The sequence below is a fragment of the Rhodopirellula baltica SH 1 genome (assembly GCF_000196115.1).
GTDB lineage: Bacteria > Planctomycetota > Planctomycetia > Pirellulales > Pirellulaceae > Rhodopirellula > Rhodopirellula baltica.
In genome coordinates this window covers 5234028-5251388 of sequence record NC_005027.1, presented here as the reverse complement: position 1 = coordinate 5251388, position 17361 = coordinate 5234028, and the positions used below count along the sequence as shown (strand labels likewise).

Here is a 17361-nt window from a genome sequence, read left to right as displayed (position 1 = left end):
ATACCGAATGACAATCATTAGCCGTTGGGCGTTAGCCCCGGTTGGCGTCTAATCAACCGCCGCTAACGCGGTGCGGCTCAATAAATCAACAGCCTGCTAGACCGGGTCGGGGATGATCTTTCCGGTGCGGTCGTCGACTCGGTGCAGTTGGGTGATGTCTCCCATCGCTCCGTCGCTGGTTTTTAAAGAGACCAACCAGTAGGGATCGTCGGGCACATTCGCGGCCACCATCGCTTGCAGGATCTCCAGGTCGTGCACGCCATTCTCGCTGTAGAGCTTCGCGTAGAACTCTTTTTCGCGGCGGATTCTTTCGGTGTCAAACAGCACCGCCGAACACTTCGTGCCTGGTGGAATGTTCCCGAGGTGCTCGATCACAGTCATGATCGCCGCCTTTTGATCCATCTCTCGTTTCGTCAACTGTTGCCCCTCAGTGAGTTTTGTAGTTGCGTCGTTCAACAATGAATAAGTGGCATAGGCTTCCAGCCTGTGTTCAGCGCAATCACAGACTGGAAGCCTATGCCACTTGTTTTACTACTTAAGCACGTGAGCGCGAGTCATTGGGCTTGATCACGTAGCGGCGTCTCTCCGAGACGCTGTCATTTGCGAGCCTCAGAGCGACTCGCCTACGTGAGGTTCTACCCAATCATTCCTGCCGACCTGCCTAGCCTTGTCGGCGTCCGCCTCGGTTCTAGCAGAAGGAACCGGGGCTAACGCCCAGGCGGCTCATTGGAGACATTGAAAGGCGACTCAATCAACTGGTTGTTATGTGTCGGGTGACCTGGAATGGATTCTTGGGCGTTGTTCAATGCGAAGTTGAAGAACGCCGGTGGCCAATGAGAAGAGTCACACATCTCCCAAGCTACAGTCTGGGCTTGGGTGGTTGAACGGCGGGTTGCCAAGGGACGATGCCGTCGAGTTTGGTCTCTCTTGAAAACACTTTGCTGCCACAAGTGACGTACAGAGTCGACATGTTGTTGCCCGCCAGCACACAGTTGGAAAGTTTGCCCGACAAGCTGGGACGGGTGAGGATCAGGTGGACTCGGCCAGGCGGATCGATGATTTGAATGCCCAGTTTCGTAGCGACCAAGAGCGATCCGTCTTTCGTCATCGTGACGCCGTCGGCACCGCCGATCATGTCGTCTTGCGGCGTGTGGACGTAACTGTAGGGCTGGCCAAACAGCAGTTCTCCTGTTGCCGAGTTGATTTTGTACGACCACACGTAACGGCCTTCTGCATCGACGACCATCAGGAAACGTCGATCGGGAGTGACGATCAATCCGTTTGGTTTCTTAGGACCTTTGCCAGCTTGGATCGGCTTGCCGTCACCACGAGGATTGCCATCGGCGTCGATTGGCAGATACCACACCACTTGTTCCGTGGGGCCGGTGAAGTAGATGCCGTGTTCGAGCACCACCAAGTCGTTGCAGGAAACGCCCGAGCACAGATCGGTGCGACTGCCATCGGGATCGATTCGCGTCACCGTCAGGGCTTTGTTTCGTGCGCAGTAGAGACGACCGACAGCATCGAACATCAACGCGCTGACGCCGGGCATGTCGTCGGCAAACTTGGTCGCTTTTTCAGTGCCTGCAGCGATCTTCCAAATTTCGCCTCGTGGTCCATCGATGAAGTACACGTCGCCATTGGGTGCGACCGCGGGGCCTTCGGTGTACTTGTGACCTTCACTGACCAGTTTCCACGATTCGCCTTCGATCAAGCGGTCTTTGATTTCCGGATGTTCTGAAACGTTGGTTTCGATGGGTTGATCAAAGTTCTTCCACAGCCACTTCATTGCGTCGGCAAAGATCGCGGCGCCGTGTTTGCCATTGTGGCCGCCTTCGCCCCAGATGTTTTTGACTTGGTAACCCGCCCACTGCAGCGATGACAACATGGTTTGATTGGCGTTCCACCAACTGCCGCCGTAGATGTTCAGGTCATTGCTACCGTCCTGCAAAAAGACCCGCAGGGGTTTGGGTTCGTGTTTGCGAACCAGGACCGGGTACTCGTCACCGCCTCGTAGGCCGACGTAGGTGCCAACGGTGCTGAAGACTCGGCGGAACTGATCGCTCCGGTGCCAAGCAACGCCGAACGCGGCGATCGCACCGCTGCTGCTGCCACCGATGGCTCGCAGATTGGGATCTTCCGTGATCGCATACGATTTGCGGACCTCAGGAAGCAACTCGTCGATCAGAAACGAAGCGTAGCGATCGCTCACGGTGTCGTATTCAAAGCTGCGATTGAAACGATCTTGAGCCCCCTCGCCACCGGGAACGACGCCGGGGTTGATGCAGACGGCAATCGTCACCGGCATTTCGCCGCGATGGATCAGGTTGTCGAAGACATGGTGAATTCGATACTCGCCGTTTTCGCGGACGTACTTGGCACCGTCCTGAAAAACCATCAGCGCCGCCGGAGAGGACTGGTCGTACTGGGCTGGGACGTAGACGAAGTAGTCACGCTCCGTGCCTGGGTAGATCGTGCTGTCGGTGAAGCGGTGGGCTGTCACCACGCCTCGAGGGACGCCGTCCTTGGCCACGGTGTCGGGGTGAACCGGGTAGCTCTCTTGGGCAGGCGTCACCATCGCGGGCAGCAAGAGCAAGGCGAACAGAATCTGTGCACTGGACCCGGCAACGAACGCCGTGAAGGATTGAGGGCGTCGTGAATGGACGCAGCGGTGAATCGCGAATGTCATATCAAATCGTCGATGTGGGAGAGAATGATCTGGGGAGAGTTGGAGGGGGCCACCAAGATAGTCGAGCCGAGGTGGTTTTGTTTCCCGGCCGTTCTCAAGCGATTGGCGTTTTCGAACATTTCAGACATTTTCTCGGTCATAAACGGGGCCGTCTTGTTAAGTAACGGTGTGAGGACTTCTTTGGACGGAGGATCAAATGGACGAAACCGCACGACAAGCAACTCGGCAATGGACACTGGCACAGCCCGCTGTGTCGGCGTTTGTGACATCGATGGTGCGTGACTTCGGTGATCGCGATGATGTGCTGCAGGAGGTCGCGGTCGCTGTGATTGAGTCGTATGACTCCTATGATCCGGAGCTTCCGTTTGTGCCTTGGGCGATCGGCGTCGCTCGGAATCAGGTGAATTTGTACATGCGGAACCGGCGGAAAGACCTGCTGGTGTTCGACGACGATGCAATCGCTTGCTTGGCAGTCGCGATTCCAACCGTGGCTCAGCAAGATTCAGCGAAACTGGATTTTGTCACGGAATGCCTGGGTGGTTTAGAGAACCGTGCTCGTCGTCTTTTCGAGTTGCGATATCAGAAGAACATGAAACCGGCCGCCATTGCCGAACGAGTGGACATGTCGGCGAATTCTGTCGCCAAAGCACTGCAAAGGATTCGAGATCGTGTTCGGAACTGTGTCGAACGCAAGAGTGTGGAGGCGATGTCATGAGCTCTTCAGTCGAAGATTTGATGGACGGCTACTTCGACGAATCGCTGTCGCGGGAGCAATTTCAGCAACTGAATCAGTGGATCAAATCCGATCCGCTTCACGCCCAGAGGTTTGCCTCGGAGTTGTTGTTGCATGACCGACTCCGCAATGAATTCGTGACGAATGAGTTGATGGATCAACGATCGACGGCCGAGCAGTCCACGGTCAACGATCCAACCTTGTCCCGAGCGCACGAGCGACCCAATGTGGTCACGCTGGGCGGTTCAATCGGAAACACTTGGACGCGATCCGTGATTGCCATGGCGACGACGGCGTGCTTGGTGCTGATCAGCCTGGCGTTTCTTTGGAATGGCTTGGGGAGCACGTCGGCTTCCGCCGCGGTGATGGAACTCAATCGCATCATCGCGGCCAATCGGCAATCGTTGGATCGGACGTTCTTGATTTCGGTGGAAGAGAGCGTGGTCCAGGAAGATGCCAGACGTGATTCACCGGAGCATCGACGGCCGCCCAAGCCTTCTTTGGACAACGCAATTTTGGATGTTCGAGGTTCGAATCAGTTCGTGTTGAAGCGGGAAGTGGAACCCGGTGTTTTTTTCATTACGGGAAGCAACGGAACGAGCAGTTGGGCGGTTCGTCCGGACGGACCGGTTCGAATGAGCGACGACCTGACGCGGTTCAATCGAGACTTGCCCGGGCACGAACGATCGTTGCCGATCAATAACATCGAGGACGGGTTGGACGCATTGCAGACCGCTTACAACTTGGAATTGTTGTCGGTGGAAAGAATCGAAGGCGAAGTCCAGGGCCGGGATGTCGAATCCGACACGGAAGCCACCCGGCAGATGGTGGCGACGAAGAAACCAGGCTTCCGAGGGCCGGAACGAATCGAGATTCTCTACACCGCAGCCAGTGGCCAGATTCGTCAGATGCGATTCATCGACATGCCATACGGACGGAACATCGTCACGTTGAAAATGACGTTGATTGAGGAGCAGCCGTTTGCTGCGGACCATTTTGATCATGAATCCCATCACGACCCGAAACGTATCGTGGAGTTTGAATAGATGAACAGGACACGAATTCTAAAACCCGCCTTGGGTTTGGTCGCTCTCGTTTGCGTGGCCGCCATCACCAGTTTTGTTTGGATGCAGGTGGGCTACAGCCAAGGCGAGAATCGCGGCGGGGTTGGCAAGCCACGAATCAGTGACACGGTGCAGGCGAACATGTACGCCGACAACTGGTTCATCCTGTATCTCAATGGCGAACTCGTCGCGGTCGACTCGATCCAGTTCATGCCACACAACGTCGTGTCGGTCGACATCCTGCCGGACTATCCGATGACGATCGCTGTGATGGCCAAGGACAACGCGGATGCAAAGACGGGAATGGAATACGCCAATACCAGTATCGGCGATGGCGGATTCATTTTGAAATTTGGCGATGGCACGGTGACCAATGCCAACTGGAAAGCCAAAGCCTTTTCTCGTGGTCCCATCGATCGAGACACCAAGAACCCGCGGGTTGAGAACACAACCATCCCAGAAGACTGGTACACGGTCGATTTTGACGATGAATCATGGGGTCAAGCGACGGAGTACACCCAGTCGCAGATCGGCCCCAAGGAACCGTTCTTCGAGCACGACTTTGAAGGTGCGCGTTTCATTTGGACGGAGGATGTTGAACTCGACAACACCGTCATTTTTCGGCATGTCGTGGCCACACCGCCAGACGGAAAAGCTCGCCCTGACTTTTCCAATCTGAACGACATCGTTCCAAGTGGGCCTCGACGAAGACCTCGGTGAACTCCTTTCGAACCGTCATTGAAAAGAAGACCATCTCTATGAACTCACGCTCACTCATCCCGGCGGTTGCGAGCCTGCTTTGTTTGGTAGCGACCACCCACGTCGCCGCACATGAAGGCGGGCATCATGGGCATTCCCACTCGTCCGCTCCATCGAGAACTTGGAACATCGCAGCAGATGGATCGCATCTGCACGGATCATTTGTTTCGGCAAAGGATGGCAAGGTTCAAATCCGTCGAGAGGATGGGACACTCACGGACGTCCCGATCGAGCGTCTGGTCGCTGCCGACCAAACCTGGGTCCAGGAAAGAATCGAAGCGATCCAAAATCTCAATCGTCAGCATGCGATCCGGCTCGTGGCGGTGAACCAACCGGTGCAAGCCAGCTCAAAGAACGCGGCGACGAATGAGACGATGCCAGCGATCGGGGCGCACTTCGAACCGTTTGAGAAACTGTTGCGGCTTCGTTGGGACAAAGACTTTCTTTACGTGGGTTCCAATGGATTGCCAGAGCATCCGATGATGATTGGCATTCGTTCGTGGCAACAACAAGTTCCGATCCCACAGAAATACCTTGGCAACAATGCATGGCAAATTCCTTTGCACCCCGTTCCGGCAAAGAATCCCATGTCGACCAGGAACGATTTTCTACGTGGTGCGATTGCTTTGGCCGTCAATGGCGTGCCGATTTTTAACCCGCTGAACAATCGCGGCGATGATGCCTACTTGTTTGGTGAGCTGGACGAATACGGTGGGCATTGCGGTCGAGGGGACGACTATCACTACCACATTGCTCCGGTTCATCTGGAAGAAACAACCGGGAAAGGCCAACCGATTGGATATGCGTTGGACGGCTATCCTATCTTTGGTTATCAAAATCCGAAGGCGAGCGATTTTGCACCGCTCGATGAACTTGGCGGGCACAAGGACGCGTCGGGCAACTATCACTACCACGCACAGAAGACCTACCCGTATTTGAATGGTGGCTTTTACGGTGAAGTGACCCAGCGTGGTGGTCAGGTGGACCCGCAACCACGCGCTGAACCGATTCGCCCTGATCTGCGACCGCTACGCGGCGCCGTGATCACCGGATTCAGCAAGACGGGCAATCGATTCGAGTTGGTGTACGACGTGGAAGGACGACAGGGATCGGTGACCTATGTCGTCAAGGATGATAGCACGGTCGATTTCACGTTTCAGGATCCAACAGGTGAATCGCGAAGCGAGACCTATCGCAGTCGCATGGGCAAGCCGTTTCTTCCGCAAGCTGATATCTCAGGAGCAGGCGACGGTCTCAACGCCGATCAAACGTCTCGATTGAAAGTCACCAGTCCCGCGTTTGCGGCAGGCGATGAATTGCCGACTGAGTTCACCGGTGACGGTGCGGGCGTGTCGCCGCCGATCGCTTGGACGAAAGGGCCGAAGGGGACGCAGTGTTATGCACTCAACCTTTGGCACACGCCTGGGCCAGGTGATGTGAAGTCGTATTGGTTGGTTCACGATATTCCCGCGGATGTCACCAGTCTGCCACAAAACGCGAGTGGGATTGGGACGGTGGGAATCAACGACAAAGGCCACGCAGGATACGACCCGATGAAATCGAAGGGACCGGGAGTGAAGCAGTATCACCTGACGGTTTATGCGTGCTCCGAGAAACCCGAGTTTGCGACCGACCAAGTGACTCGAGCGGAGTTGCTGGAAAGCATTTCGGACATCACATTGGCCGAGGGCACGTTGGACTTTCAGTACACTCGATCGCGCAGTCGTTCATTCCTGATTCTGATTGGAATTGTGGTTGTCGCTCTGCTGGCGGGAGCGTGGTTCAGTCGAAAGAAATTCACAGTCCCGAGAGTTGCCGGTTGAAATCGAACTGCAGATCGGGATGCACTTTCTCGATCGCCTTGTCGATTTTTTTGAGCTGTGTCGCGTACATGTTTTGGCTGACGCGGCAGCCGCCGAAGCTGATTCGTTTTTCTTTGATCCGCTGGCAGAAGTGAATTCGGACTTGCAGTTCGGTTTCTTTGTCGCCGGAGAACCTCAGCGATTTGTCCATCCAACGGACGACTTTGCGAAGCGTTTTTTTGTGAATCTTGCCAGAGACGCTGAGATGCTCATCGATCTCGTCGCACAGTTCATCCGCGTACGCTGGTTCATCGTCCGCTTTCATCAGCAAGTACGTCAGCAGCTCTTTGCTCTCGACTTTGAACTTGGCCATCCGAACGCAAACGTCGAGCAACTCATCCTCATCCAGCTTGGCGAGTTCTTTTTTCAACTGGCTGATCGTGGCGGCTTTCATGGCGTCTCAGAGAGTAGGCTGGAGATCCCGAGCTGAACGTTTTGAAGTGGCGTTTTGTTGGTGACCCGACGCGTGAGTTTTGAATTTGCGTCTTTCCTCGAATGGCCAACGGCCTCGTTCAACATAGCCAGGGGCATCGCCCCTGGAGCAGAAAAACACGGACCCATTTTGGCCAAGGGCCAAACTCAATTCAAAACGTGTGGGTTGATGTTGGCCGTTGGCCAACCAATTTCACTTCATTCTCGATCCCTGGGGCGATGCCCCAGGCTACGATGACGAAGGCCGTTGGCCAACAAAACCGAATGCAGAAAGCGCAACTTCAAAACTCACGCGTCGGGTTGTGGTCTCGAGTAAATCAACAAGCCGTCATGCCTCGGGTTACCAAAAAACAAAAACGCTACTTCAAAAGCGGATTGGGCGGTCGCGATATCTTAGCGGCTCGATGGCGGGTTGGAATTCCCACTCGCCAGCGGCGTTCTCCTGGTGCGATTGCTGCAAAAAGCGGAAGATGGAAATCTCTGCGACGACTATTCTGTAGCCGACTGTTTCGGGCAGCGATGCTTTGCCTGGCCTCCAAGGGAAAACGATTTGTGAATCGAATCACCATTTTCGGAATGCTGCTGTTGCTCAGCATGGGATCCACTGCGACGGCACAGAATGACCGAGCGATCTTGCAGACGTTGATGTTTGAGTCGCCGGAGAAACTAGCCGCGGACGCCGTGTCGGGTGGTGACGCGGTGCGAGGAGCGGTGGTGTTCTTCACCCCCTCGATGTCGTGCGCAAGCTGTCATGCGGTCGGTGTACCGATGGAGACGTCGCAGGCCAACGTGGGGCCAAATCTTGCCTCGCCCAATCCTAATTTGTCGAATGTAGAAATCGTCGATGCGATTCTTCATCCGTCCAAGAGCATCGCAAAGGGTTTCAAGACCATCCAAGTTTTGACGGTGGACGGAAAAGTGCTGACCGGTGTTCTTGTTGCTGAGTCCGATGAGTCGGTCCAGTTGCGCGATCCATCGACTGGCAAAACGATCGAAGTCAGCGGGGAAGAAATAGAAGACGTCGCGATGAGCGAATTGTCCGTCATGCCCGAGGGTGTCGCGGGACAAATCGAGAGCCGCCAAGCGTTTTTGGATTTGGTTCGATACCTGATTGAAATTCGCGATGGTGGTGCGGCTCGGGCAGCCGAGTTGCAGCCGAAGGTCATGCCAACGGCCGAGCCATTGCCGGAATACGAATCGCACATCGACCACGCCGGGATTCTCGCTTCGTTGGATCAACAGGCGATGAAACGTGGCGAAGCGATCTACAACCGAACGTGCGTGAATTGTCACGGCACGGTCGATGAACCTGGTTCCTTGCCGACGTCGTTGCGTTTTGCGTCTGGCAAATTCAAGAATGGATTTGATCCACACAGCATGTACCAAACCATCACGAATGGTTTTGGTTTGATGCTGCCGCAGCGAAACCTGGTGCCGCAGCAGAAGTACGACGTGATTCACTACATCCGGCAGGCGTACTTGAAGGATCACAACCCGACTCAGTTTGCTCGGGTGGACGAAGAGTATTTGGCGAGTTTGCCCAAGGGCGACACACGCGGTCCGGAACCGTCGCTCATCGAAGCTTGGCGGGAAATGGACTACGGTCCAAATTTGATGGCGACGGTTGAGATCGGCGACGACGCGAAAAACTTTGCTTACAAGGGGCATGCGATTCGTCTTGACCAGGGCCCAGGTGGAATCACACGGGGAGAACACCGCGTTGTTTATGAGCAAGACACGATGCGAGTGGCTGCGGCTTGGTTGGGCGATGAGTTCATTGACTACAACGGTATCAACTTCAACGGCGTCCACCGGAGACACCCGCGCATCGTCGGGGATGTGGTGTTTGAAAACGCAAACGGTCCTGGATGGGCCAACCCCGAAAACGATTCCTTTGACGAGGTCCGTGAACCGGGACGTGATGGTCGTTTTTATGGACCACTGCCCAAAGCCTGGATTGACTACCAGGGGACTTACGTCAGCGGGATGGAAACGATCCTGCACTATCGCGTCGGGGGAATCGATGTTCACGAGCGGCCAGCACTTGATCAACTGGGTGAGAGATCCATTTTTCAACGGACGCTGTCGGTGGGTGCCAATGAGAGCCGGTTGACGATGCGAGTGGCTGATCGTGAAAGAGGCGAAGTGTTGCTGGACGATGATCACGCGAAAGCGGTTTGGTCAAGTTCCACGGATGACTCTGCAACGATGGCGTTTGTGGTCACGGGCGATATCAGCCAACTGGAATGGCAGTTCGCCGATGACCAAATTCGACTGGCACTGATGCCGAACGCGAATGCAAGAAACTTTGTGGTTCATGCCTTTCGAACGGATAACAAATCAGACGCAAAGCAAACCATTGACCAACTCATCGAAGGGCTCGATCCCGCCGCGCGTTCAGCAAAGGACTGGGCGAACGTTGCAAAAGAGAACAGCAAGCGTTGGCCGCAAATCGTCACCACGAAGATCACCACCGCGGACGCTGGTGGACCTTTCGCGGTCGATACGATTCAATACCCCGTCAACAATCCGTGGTTTTGCCGGATGCGATTGACCGGTGTCGACTTTCTCGACGATGGCGAATCCGCCGTGCTGAGTGATTGGGATGGGAACGTCTGGAAAGTCACCGGATTGCATCAACCGGAAGTGACTTGGCAGCGGATCGCATCGGGTTTGTTTCAGCCACTCGGGATCAAAATTCGCGACGGCGAGATCTTTGTGACTTGTCGCGATCAAATCTGCCGTTTGCATGATTTCAACGCCGACGGTGAAACGGACTACTACGAGAGTTTCAACCACGATCACTTCGTCACCGATCACTTTCACGAATTCGCGATGGGATTGCAATGCGATGACGATGGCAACTTTTACTACGCCAAGTCAGCTTGTCACGCGTTGCCCGCGATCGTTCCGCATCACGGGACGTTGCTGAAGGTTTCCGCGGACGGATCGTCGACCGAGATTCTCGCGAATGGTTTTCGTGCCGCCAACGGCGTCTGTTTCAACGACGACGGAACGTTCTTCGTCACGGACCAAGAGGGACATTGGAATCCAAAGAACAGAATCAACTGGGTTCGTCCGGGGCGGTTTTATGGCAACATGTTTGGTTACCACGATGTGACCGACCCAAGTGACTCGGCGATGGAGCCACCGATGTGTTGGATCACCAATTCCTTCGACCGGTCACCGGCCGAGTTGTTGTGGGTGACCAGCGACAAGTGGGGGCCGCTGAAAGGTTCTTTGCTGAACACGTCCTACGGCTATGGCAAGTTGTACGTGGTCCCTCATGAGACCGTCGGCGATCAGATGCAGGGTGGGATGTGCGAATTGCCGCTGCCTCAATTCCCGACCGGGATCATGCGTGGACGATTCCATCCCGGCGATGGCGACTTGTACGTGACCGGGATGTATTCGTGGGCGGGAACCCAGCAAGCCGACGGTGGTTTCTACCGGGTTCGCTACACCGGCAAACCGATCCACGTGCCGCTGAGTCTGCAATGTCGCGGAACGACGGTGCGAATTGGATTGAGCGACGATGTCGACCCGGAGTCGGTCACTCCTGAAAGCTTTTCAATCAGCCGTTGGAATATCAAACGATCGAGGAATTACGGTTCCAAACACTTTGACACCCAGGCAACCGAAGTGACTTCTGCCAAGTGGGATGAACAGCAACGCGAGATCGTGCTGGAACTGCCGGAGCTGAAGCCAACCTGGTGCATGGAGATTCAGATGGAGCTGCGGGGGGCGGATGGAGAACCGATTCATCGCGTGATTCACAACACGATCCACGAACTGAATTGATCTCAGCAGTGACGCGATTGAATGGGTTTTGCTCGGATCGAGCGAAGCACTGAACCGCGTGAAACTCGTCGGGTCGGCGGCGACCGTTCGCGGCGATGGCATCGTTTGCGACTCAAAGAAACGCGTGTTGCTTTCGTCATGAAACGCGATCCCCGCAGGTGGCCGGACGCCTGCTGGTCGGGTTCGTTGAGTTGTATCGATTATGCGGGCCGTGGTTGGGGGCATTCCGATTTTTCGCGTTGCAAGCGAAATGTCGTCTGCGAGCATTCCGATGATTCGAACGAGTGGTTGTCCGTTTTGGCACTGCCACTGATTGGGAGGCGTCCAGTTCGATTCGCTGATGAGTGTTGTTGCATGACGAGTAATCGCAGCCCCGCCACCGCCAAACCGTCCATGTTTGCGATCAAAGGATCTGCGGGCCGCAAACCGTTGTTGCTGGGGCTTTGCTTGATTGCAATGGTCTTGGTCAGCGGGGGATTCGTCGCGTCGGTGCTGTCACGCTCGGCCCGAACACCGATCTTCACCCTGACGGGGGTGTATGGTCCTGAGTGGGATGTGAACGCTTGGGTCGCCGAAGATTTGAATTGGATACGGGAGTTGGGCCAAAGCACGTACTCGGTCCAGGCCTTGCCCGGTGCTGGCGAGTTGGCGGGTGGATTTTGGGATCAGGCCGATGACTCCATTCGAGCGGCGCTCGCTTCATGCCCGAGTGAACGCCCTCTGGTTTTCTATGTCAATTTGCACGGCGTTGTGAATGACGACGGGCAAGCGTGCTGGGTGCCACCCAACGGATCTGTCGTGGATGGTTCCACGTGGTTTCCGATCAATGATTTTTTGGATCGAGTCGCGCAGATTCAGTCTCGTGTTGACGTTCGGCCGATGTTGTTGCTGCTCGAATGCGGTCGGCTGCGGTCGCACTGGCCTGCCGGAATTGCCGATAACGACTTTGATGATCGGTTGACCGAGACACTGGCACAACACGCTCGCAACTATCCCGAATCCAACGTCACCATTCTTTCGTCGACGGCACGTGGACAACGTAGTTTCTATTCGCGACGTGGCGATGGGGATGTATTCACCCGATACGTTGCCGAAGGATTGGCGGGTGCCGCGGATGGCTATGGGACAACGAGTCGGGCGGACGGTTTGGTCGATACCGAAGAACTGCATCGCTTCGTCCGCCAGCAAGTTGGCGGATGGTCGCAGCAGCATCGCGGCGTGGCCCAAACACCGACACTGCATCGAACCGCGTCGTCCAATCCGGTCACCGTCGCACGCGCCAGCCGCGGGCGTTTTGGAGCGTCATACGTCAAAACGCCTCCACCGTCCAAGGATGAAACCGATCGATTGAAAGCGGCGATTGATTCGGTCGTCGTTCTCGGGAAACACGACCCAAGTTCGGTCGACGCACACGCATGGTCACAGATCCAGCGCACGATGCACGCGATCACTCAATCGGTTTATGGTGGAGAAGCAGCAAAGGCATCGAGTGCTAGATGGTACAGTCGACTCGATCGGCAACTGCAGGGACTCCGCCAAGAAATCGCGAATCGGGCGAGCGAGTCATCTCACTTTGCGGACGTCGAAATGGACCGCGAAGCGGAGCGAGTTTGGTCCACGATCGCAAAGCAACCGACGCGAGAAACCACCGCCGAACTGCTGGATGATTTGGACGACGACAAAGTGATGCCGGTGCCGATGCTGTACGCGATTTATCAGGCGGGCGAGCAATCACGAACCGATCCGAACACTTCCGAATTGAGTTTTTGGAGACATCCCGATTGGATCCAACGCACCGCCAAGGCGCAAACCGAATGGTTGCACGTGGTGCGTCGTCTCCCCGACGCGATCTTTCCTGCCGTTGATCAAATCACGTTGGACGTGCAGCAAAGTCGGCGACATCTGGCGGACACAATTTTGGCGTCGACCGTGTCGTCGGATGTCAATCCGATCAAGCCTGGACACGATGGGGACGCACACGATTCAGTCACGTCGGCGTTGTCGGATTTCGAACGAGTCGTCAAAGAACGCCGAGACATTTTGGCGGGTTTGGTCGATGCGTGGCAGACTCGAGATCGAGCGTTTTCGGAATTGCCGTATCTGTTTCAATCGATCGACGAAGAAGCAACGGCATTGGTAACGCATGAAAAACACGGCGTGAATGAAGCAAACCTGAACGATGTCATCACGCTGGACAAGCTGCTGAACGAGTTCATCGATGGCAAGCAGGTTTGGTCCACAGAGACTCATGATCAGATCGTGATTGCTGCCAAACGGGCGGATGAGTTCTTGGAACACATGGGCGGATCATTTCAAACGTCGACGGCGTCGATGTTGCTGACTTCTGATCCCTATCAGGCGATGCGGGTGGAGAAACAGCTTCGTGAGACGGATGAAAAGCTGGCGATGAAGCCCTTCGAACCATTGCATCAGTCGGCGGGACATGATCACGAGGACGACCACCAACACGGATCGGACAAACACATCAGCGACGATTTCCTGGCGGTTTTGTTGGGATTGGATCCAGATGAGACCAGCCCATCGGATGTTCGCCGGCGTTTGCGTTCATTGACCTCGGTTGATCACGACCATGCGTGGCGGCATGTGGTTTCGATCGTCGTGGACGAAGCGTTTTCGCAAGTGATTGCGGATCATCAAAGAACGTCACGGCAGTGGCGGTTGGCTTGTCGAATCGACGAGGTGCTGGGTGATTTCTGGTACGCACCGACAAGCAATGGCACAGCCTACTTTGACGCAACCGCTCAAACGTTGTTGAAGTTGGCCAAACCCGAAGACAATGAGACGCCGGATTGGAAATCGATTGAGCGATCCGTGACGGCCAAGATGGAGGCTCGCCGGACGGCGTCGACCAAGGGATTGATTGTCCGTGCGACTTCGCAGCCATCGTTCTTGGATCAACAGACCCAGTCGGTTTCAGTGAAGCTTGATACGGCCGACGGCCAGGGTGATCTTCCGGAGGGAATCGCGGTGATGTCGATTCATCGTGATGGCATCAAAACATCCGATGCTCAGCAAGCGGTGTCGATTCACGCGACCGATGCACCGACCAACGTGGAACTGACGCTTGCCGTCGATCAAAAGCGGCCTTCGTTGGCGGAGGTGAACTTTCGAGGCAACCGCTATCAATCCTCCGTCATGTCGTCGGGCACGGCGTTTGGCGTGACCAGTCGCGGTCAAACGGTCCAAGATGGAGCCGAAATCACGATTCGTGACGCGATGGATGCGGGGCGTGCGATCACGTTTGTGATGGATTGTTCGGCATCGATGAACGATCCGTTGGGCGAAGAGATGGGGCGTTCCGCACTGGGAGCACAACGAGCGAGTAAGTTTGAAGCCGCACGATCGGCGGTCTACGAAATGATGCGGCGGTTGCAGCCAGGGCCATCACAGGTTGGTTTGGTTCTGTATGGTCATCGGATGGCGATTCGTGCGGGTGATCCAGCAAAAGATTCAGGCGATGGAAGTGGTCAAACAACTCTGTTGCAGAAACGCTATCACAAGCGATTCCCTTTCCCGCCGACAATTCAACCGTTTGAAGATGTCGAGGTTGCTTTGCCGACGGGACGTTTTGACACAGCGGAATTGGAGCTCGCCCGTCAACACTTTGATGCAGCCGTTCCGTGGGGGCAGACGCCGCTCTATCTTTCGATTTGGAAGGCGATGGAGGACATCAGTCGAACCGGCGATGGTGTTCGCAAAGACGTCGTGGTGATCTCTGACGGTCGCAACTACCAATTCAATCCAACCCCCGAAGCGATCTTCTCGATTGGTCAGTTGGTGACTCAGGCGAAGACACTGGGCGTCCAAGTTCATGTCATTGGGTATGGACTGGCTAGCCACGAGGCCGCGGCCGCAGCGATTGAGTTCGAGGCTCTCGCGAGCGGCACCGGCGGTCAATCGATCACGGATATCAAAGAAGCGACGGAGTTGCTCAAGCGATTGGAAGAGTTGTCGTCTTCCGAATCATTCGAATTGCAATTGGCTGATGGAACCAAACACGTTGGCACGTTTGGGGACACGATCACGCTGCCCGGAGTTCAGTCCGTTAACACGTCCGTGACCGCGACCGTTGGTGACAAATCAACGGTCCTCGCGGTGTCGCCCGGTGATCAGTTGGACTTGATCGCCAATCAGATGGAGCACCCACTGGCAACCTTGTCATATCTCAATGGGGCTCCTCAATTCAGCGTGCTCGCGACGCCGGAAGGGCATGCCACTACGGTTCGGATGGGAGTGCACACGCCGACAATTCAAGAGAATCGATGTCGTTTTCAATTGTCGATGCAACGAACCGACGCTCAGGTTTCTGACCGTCCACTTTCGATGTGGGTGGAGGTTCACCCGGTGCGACAAGGTAACTCTGGCCAGAAGCAATCGCCTGAAGTGGCTTATCGAAATGGTGCGTTTGAATGGTTGGCGGGCAAGCCGTGCCCGGTCGCTGAATTCGAATGCTTGGGTTGGCCAAGCGATGCGGTGGGTTATCAGATCAACACGTGGTGTTCTGCCAAGCGTTTGGCAAGCGAAACCATGTCCGTCGCTGCGGGATCACAACCGAAACAGACCAAGACGTTGGCGAATTATCCTGGCGTGAAGGTTCATCTGAGTCGCCAAGGGGACGAGGTTTCGGTTGGGTTGGAGTATCCTACCTCGCAGGCCCCTGATCACGATTCGATGTTGATCGTTCATGTTGAGGATGCTGGCTCGCAAGACCATTGGTACGACGACAGCGGCCAGCGAAGCTTTCACGTTTTCCGGCAAACCGACCCGACCGCAGAGGTGCAGATCGAATTGCAATCGATCGCGGAAATGAAGCGTCAATCGGTTCGCACGCTCCAGCCAGTTGACGGTTCGATGTTCCCAAGTGTTGCGACGCTGGGAGCAACGAGTCGACGATAGGCGATTGCCGTTCGACGTTATTGGCTTACGTCTGGCTTCGAGGGAATCATTTCAAGCCGCTTGCCATGCTCGGCCCCTTCCTCGCGTACGCCTGAACGGCGTGGCTCGACCTAGTATATCGCTGTTGCTCCCCCAAAACTTCGTTTCGGGAGAGGTTCCCAAATGCAGACACCCGTCAAAACGCAGCACCAGAAACTGCACGACCTCGAAGAAGGACGCTGATGAACCATCGTGGTTCGAGGCGTTTGTGAAGTCGACGCTTTTGAAGTCACAGCGAGGTGGCTGACTTATTCCGAAAGGATCTGTTGGATCAGTTCGGGCGGTGGGCCTTCGATGGGATAGTCCGTTTGGAGTTCGCAGCCGCAGGAGTCAGGTTCGACTGGGCCTCCGCAGGCATCGAGTGCCAAGCGGGCCAATCGTCGGGCTTTGGAACTGGGTTCAAACCAGCTGCAAGGTCCGGTTTTCTCAAACACCATTCGTGTTAGTTTTTGACGGATGGGGATGCTGCAACATCCTCCGCAACCGGGATCGCATCCACGCCGCGAAGCGATGACCGCTTCGATCGCCGCGATGCGGACGTCTGCCGAAACATCGTCCAGTCCTGCAAGAATGCCTTCTTCCACATGTGGATTGACGGAGCAGTCTTCGCCAGCCAAAACGCCGAGGGCTTTCACCTTGGCGGCTGTGGCGACCTTCGCTTCTTTGGCCTTGAGTGCACCGGCGACGGCGGGCGAAGGCGAAGCCGCGTTGGCTGGATGCGAAGACGGCAGACTCATCGGCGGCGGCTGCAATGCGGGAACCGCGGTCGCTGCTTTTTCATAAGTGATTTGCCCCAGCAGCACCGTCTTGCGAATGCAACGACGACCGATGGTATCGATCCCCAAGAACCGCGGCAGCGTCATCGGAACCGGAGCCGGTGGAGTCGCGACTCCATCGGGGCCGATCAAGACGGGCGTGGTGGCCTGACGCTCCAAGACATTCAACGACGTGCAGCCGGACGCGAGAACCAGACAGCCACACGCAAACAGCACCGGCCACGCATGCGTGGCTCCCGTCATGCCGTTCGTTGTTGACCGTCTGGAATTCATGTTGAGGCGTTCGTCT

General features: G+C 55.7%; 10 protein-coding genes. 6 read left to right on the top strand and 4 right to left on the bottom strand.

Features of this window, described 5'->3' with window-relative positions:
• Window positions 1-96 precede the first annotated feature (96 nt).
• Together RB_RS19975 and RB_RS19970 are read right to left on the bottom strand one after the other, a co-directional pair.
• Window positions 97-402: a 3'-5' exoribonuclease gene (locus tag RB_RS19975; RefSeq protein WP_231845822.1), complete on the bottom strand. Its 306-nt coding sequence runs from the start codon at window positions 400-402 to the stop codon at window positions 97-99.
• 457 nt (window positions 403-859) lie between these two features.
• The gene (locus RB_RS19970) at window positions 860-2689 is read right to left on the bottom strand and encodes an SMP-30/gluconolactonase/LRE family protein (RefSeq protein WP_011122444.1); all 1830 of its coding nucleotides are present in this window, start codon (window positions 2687-2689) and stop codon (window positions 860-862) included.
• Between the two features lie 196 nt (window positions 2690-2885).
• Here RB_RS19970 and RB_RS19965 point away from each other — a divergent pair, with 196 nt between their 5' ends.
• The 4 genes from RB_RS19965 to RB_RS19950 are packed head-to-tail and all read left to right on the top strand — an operon-like array spanning window position 2886 to window position 7068.
• A complete protein-coding gene (locus tag RB_RS19965) occupies window positions 2886-3404 on the top strand; it encodes a sigma-70 family RNA polymerase sigma factor (RefSeq protein WP_011122442.1) in 519 nt (172 codons plus the stop codon).
• Window positions 3401-4468 (top strand): anti-sigma factor family protein, encoded by a 1068-nt coding sequence (locus RB_RS19960; protein ID WP_011122441.1) that lies wholly within the window; start codon window positions 3401-3403, stop codon window positions 4466-4468. The genes RB_RS19965 and RB_RS19960 overlap by 4 nt, the downstream gene beginning before the upstream one ends.
• Window positions 4469-5206 carry a hypothetical protein gene (locus tag RB_RS19955; RefSeq protein ID WP_011122440.1) on the top strand — a complete coding sequence of 246 codons (738 nt, stop codon included), beginning with the start codon at window positions 4469-4471 and terminating at the stop codon, window positions 5204-5206. It begins immediately after the preceding gene.
• Window positions 5203-7068, top strand: a complete 1866-nt coding sequence (locus tag RB_RS19950) for a YHYH protein (RefSeq protein ID WP_011122439.1) — start codon at window positions 5203-5205, stop codon at window positions 7066-7068. Before RB_RS19955 ends, RB_RS19950 begins: the two co-directional genes overlap by 4 nt.
• On the opposite strand, the gene RB_RS19945 is transcribed toward RB_RS19950, so the two are convergent.
• Window positions 7043-7501 carry a hypothetical protein gene (locus RB_RS19945; RefSeq protein ID WP_007340546.1) on the bottom strand — a complete coding sequence of 153 codons (459 nt, stop codon included), beginning with the start codon at window positions 7499-7501 and terminating at the stop codon, window positions 7043-7045. The two genes, RB_RS19950 and RB_RS19945, sit on opposite strands and share 26 nt — an antisense overlap.
• A gap of 590 nt (window positions 7502-8091) precedes the next feature.
• Between RB_RS19945 and RB_RS19940 the strand changes: the two genes are divergently transcribed.
• A complete protein-coding gene (locus RB_RS19940) occupies window positions 8092-11340 on the top strand; it encodes a DUF6797 domain-containing protein (RefSeq protein WP_011122437.1) in 3249 nt (1082 codons plus the stop codon).
• Between the two features lie 354 nt (window positions 11341-11694).
• On the top strand, window positions 11695-16257 hold the full coding sequence (locus RB_RS19935) for a vWA domain-containing protein (protein ID WP_231845821.1): 4563 nt from the start codon (window positions 11695-11697) through the stop codon (window positions 16255-16257).
• Window positions 16258-16544: 287 nt separating this feature from the next.
• Here RB_RS19935 and RB_RS19930 read toward each other — a convergent pair whose 3' ends face one another.
• On the bottom strand, window positions 16545-17345 hold the full coding sequence (locus RB_RS19930) for a hypothetical protein (RefSeq protein WP_011122435.1): 801 nt from the start codon (window positions 17343-17345) through the stop codon (window positions 16545-16547).
• Window positions 17346-17361 lie beyond the last annotated feature (16 nt).

Coding starts and splice junctions, on each gene's coding strand:
- RB_RS19955 (WP_011122440.1), top strand. CDS start 4,469: ATGAACAGGACACGAATTCTAAAACCCGCCTTGGGTTTGGTCGCTCTC.
- RB_RS19965 (WP_011122442.1), top strand. CDS start 2,886: ATGGACGAAACCGCACGACAAGCAACTCGGCAATGGACACTGGCACAG.
- RB_RS19945 (WP_007340546.1), bottom strand. CDS start 7,501: ATGAAAGCCGCCACGATCAGCCAGTTGAAAAAAGAACTCGCCAAGCTG.
- RB_RS19970 (WP_011122444.1), bottom strand. CDS start 2,689: ATGACATTCGCGATTCACCGCTGCGTCCATTCACGACGCCCTCAATCC.
- RB_RS19930 (WP_011122435.1), bottom strand. CDS start 17,345: ATGAATTCCAGACGGTCAACAACGAACGGCATGACGGGAGCCACGCAT.
- RB_RS19935 (WP_231845821.1), top strand. CDS start 11,695: ATGACGAGTAATCGCAGCCCCGCCACCGCCAAACCGTCCATGTTTGCG.
- RB_RS19975 (WP_231845822.1), bottom strand. CDS start 402: ATGGATCAAAAGGCGGCGATCATGACTGTGATCGAGCACCTCGGGAAC.
- RB_RS19960 (WP_011122441.1), top strand. CDS start 3,401: ATGAGCTCTTCAGTCGAAGATTTGATGGACGGCTACTTCGACGAATCG.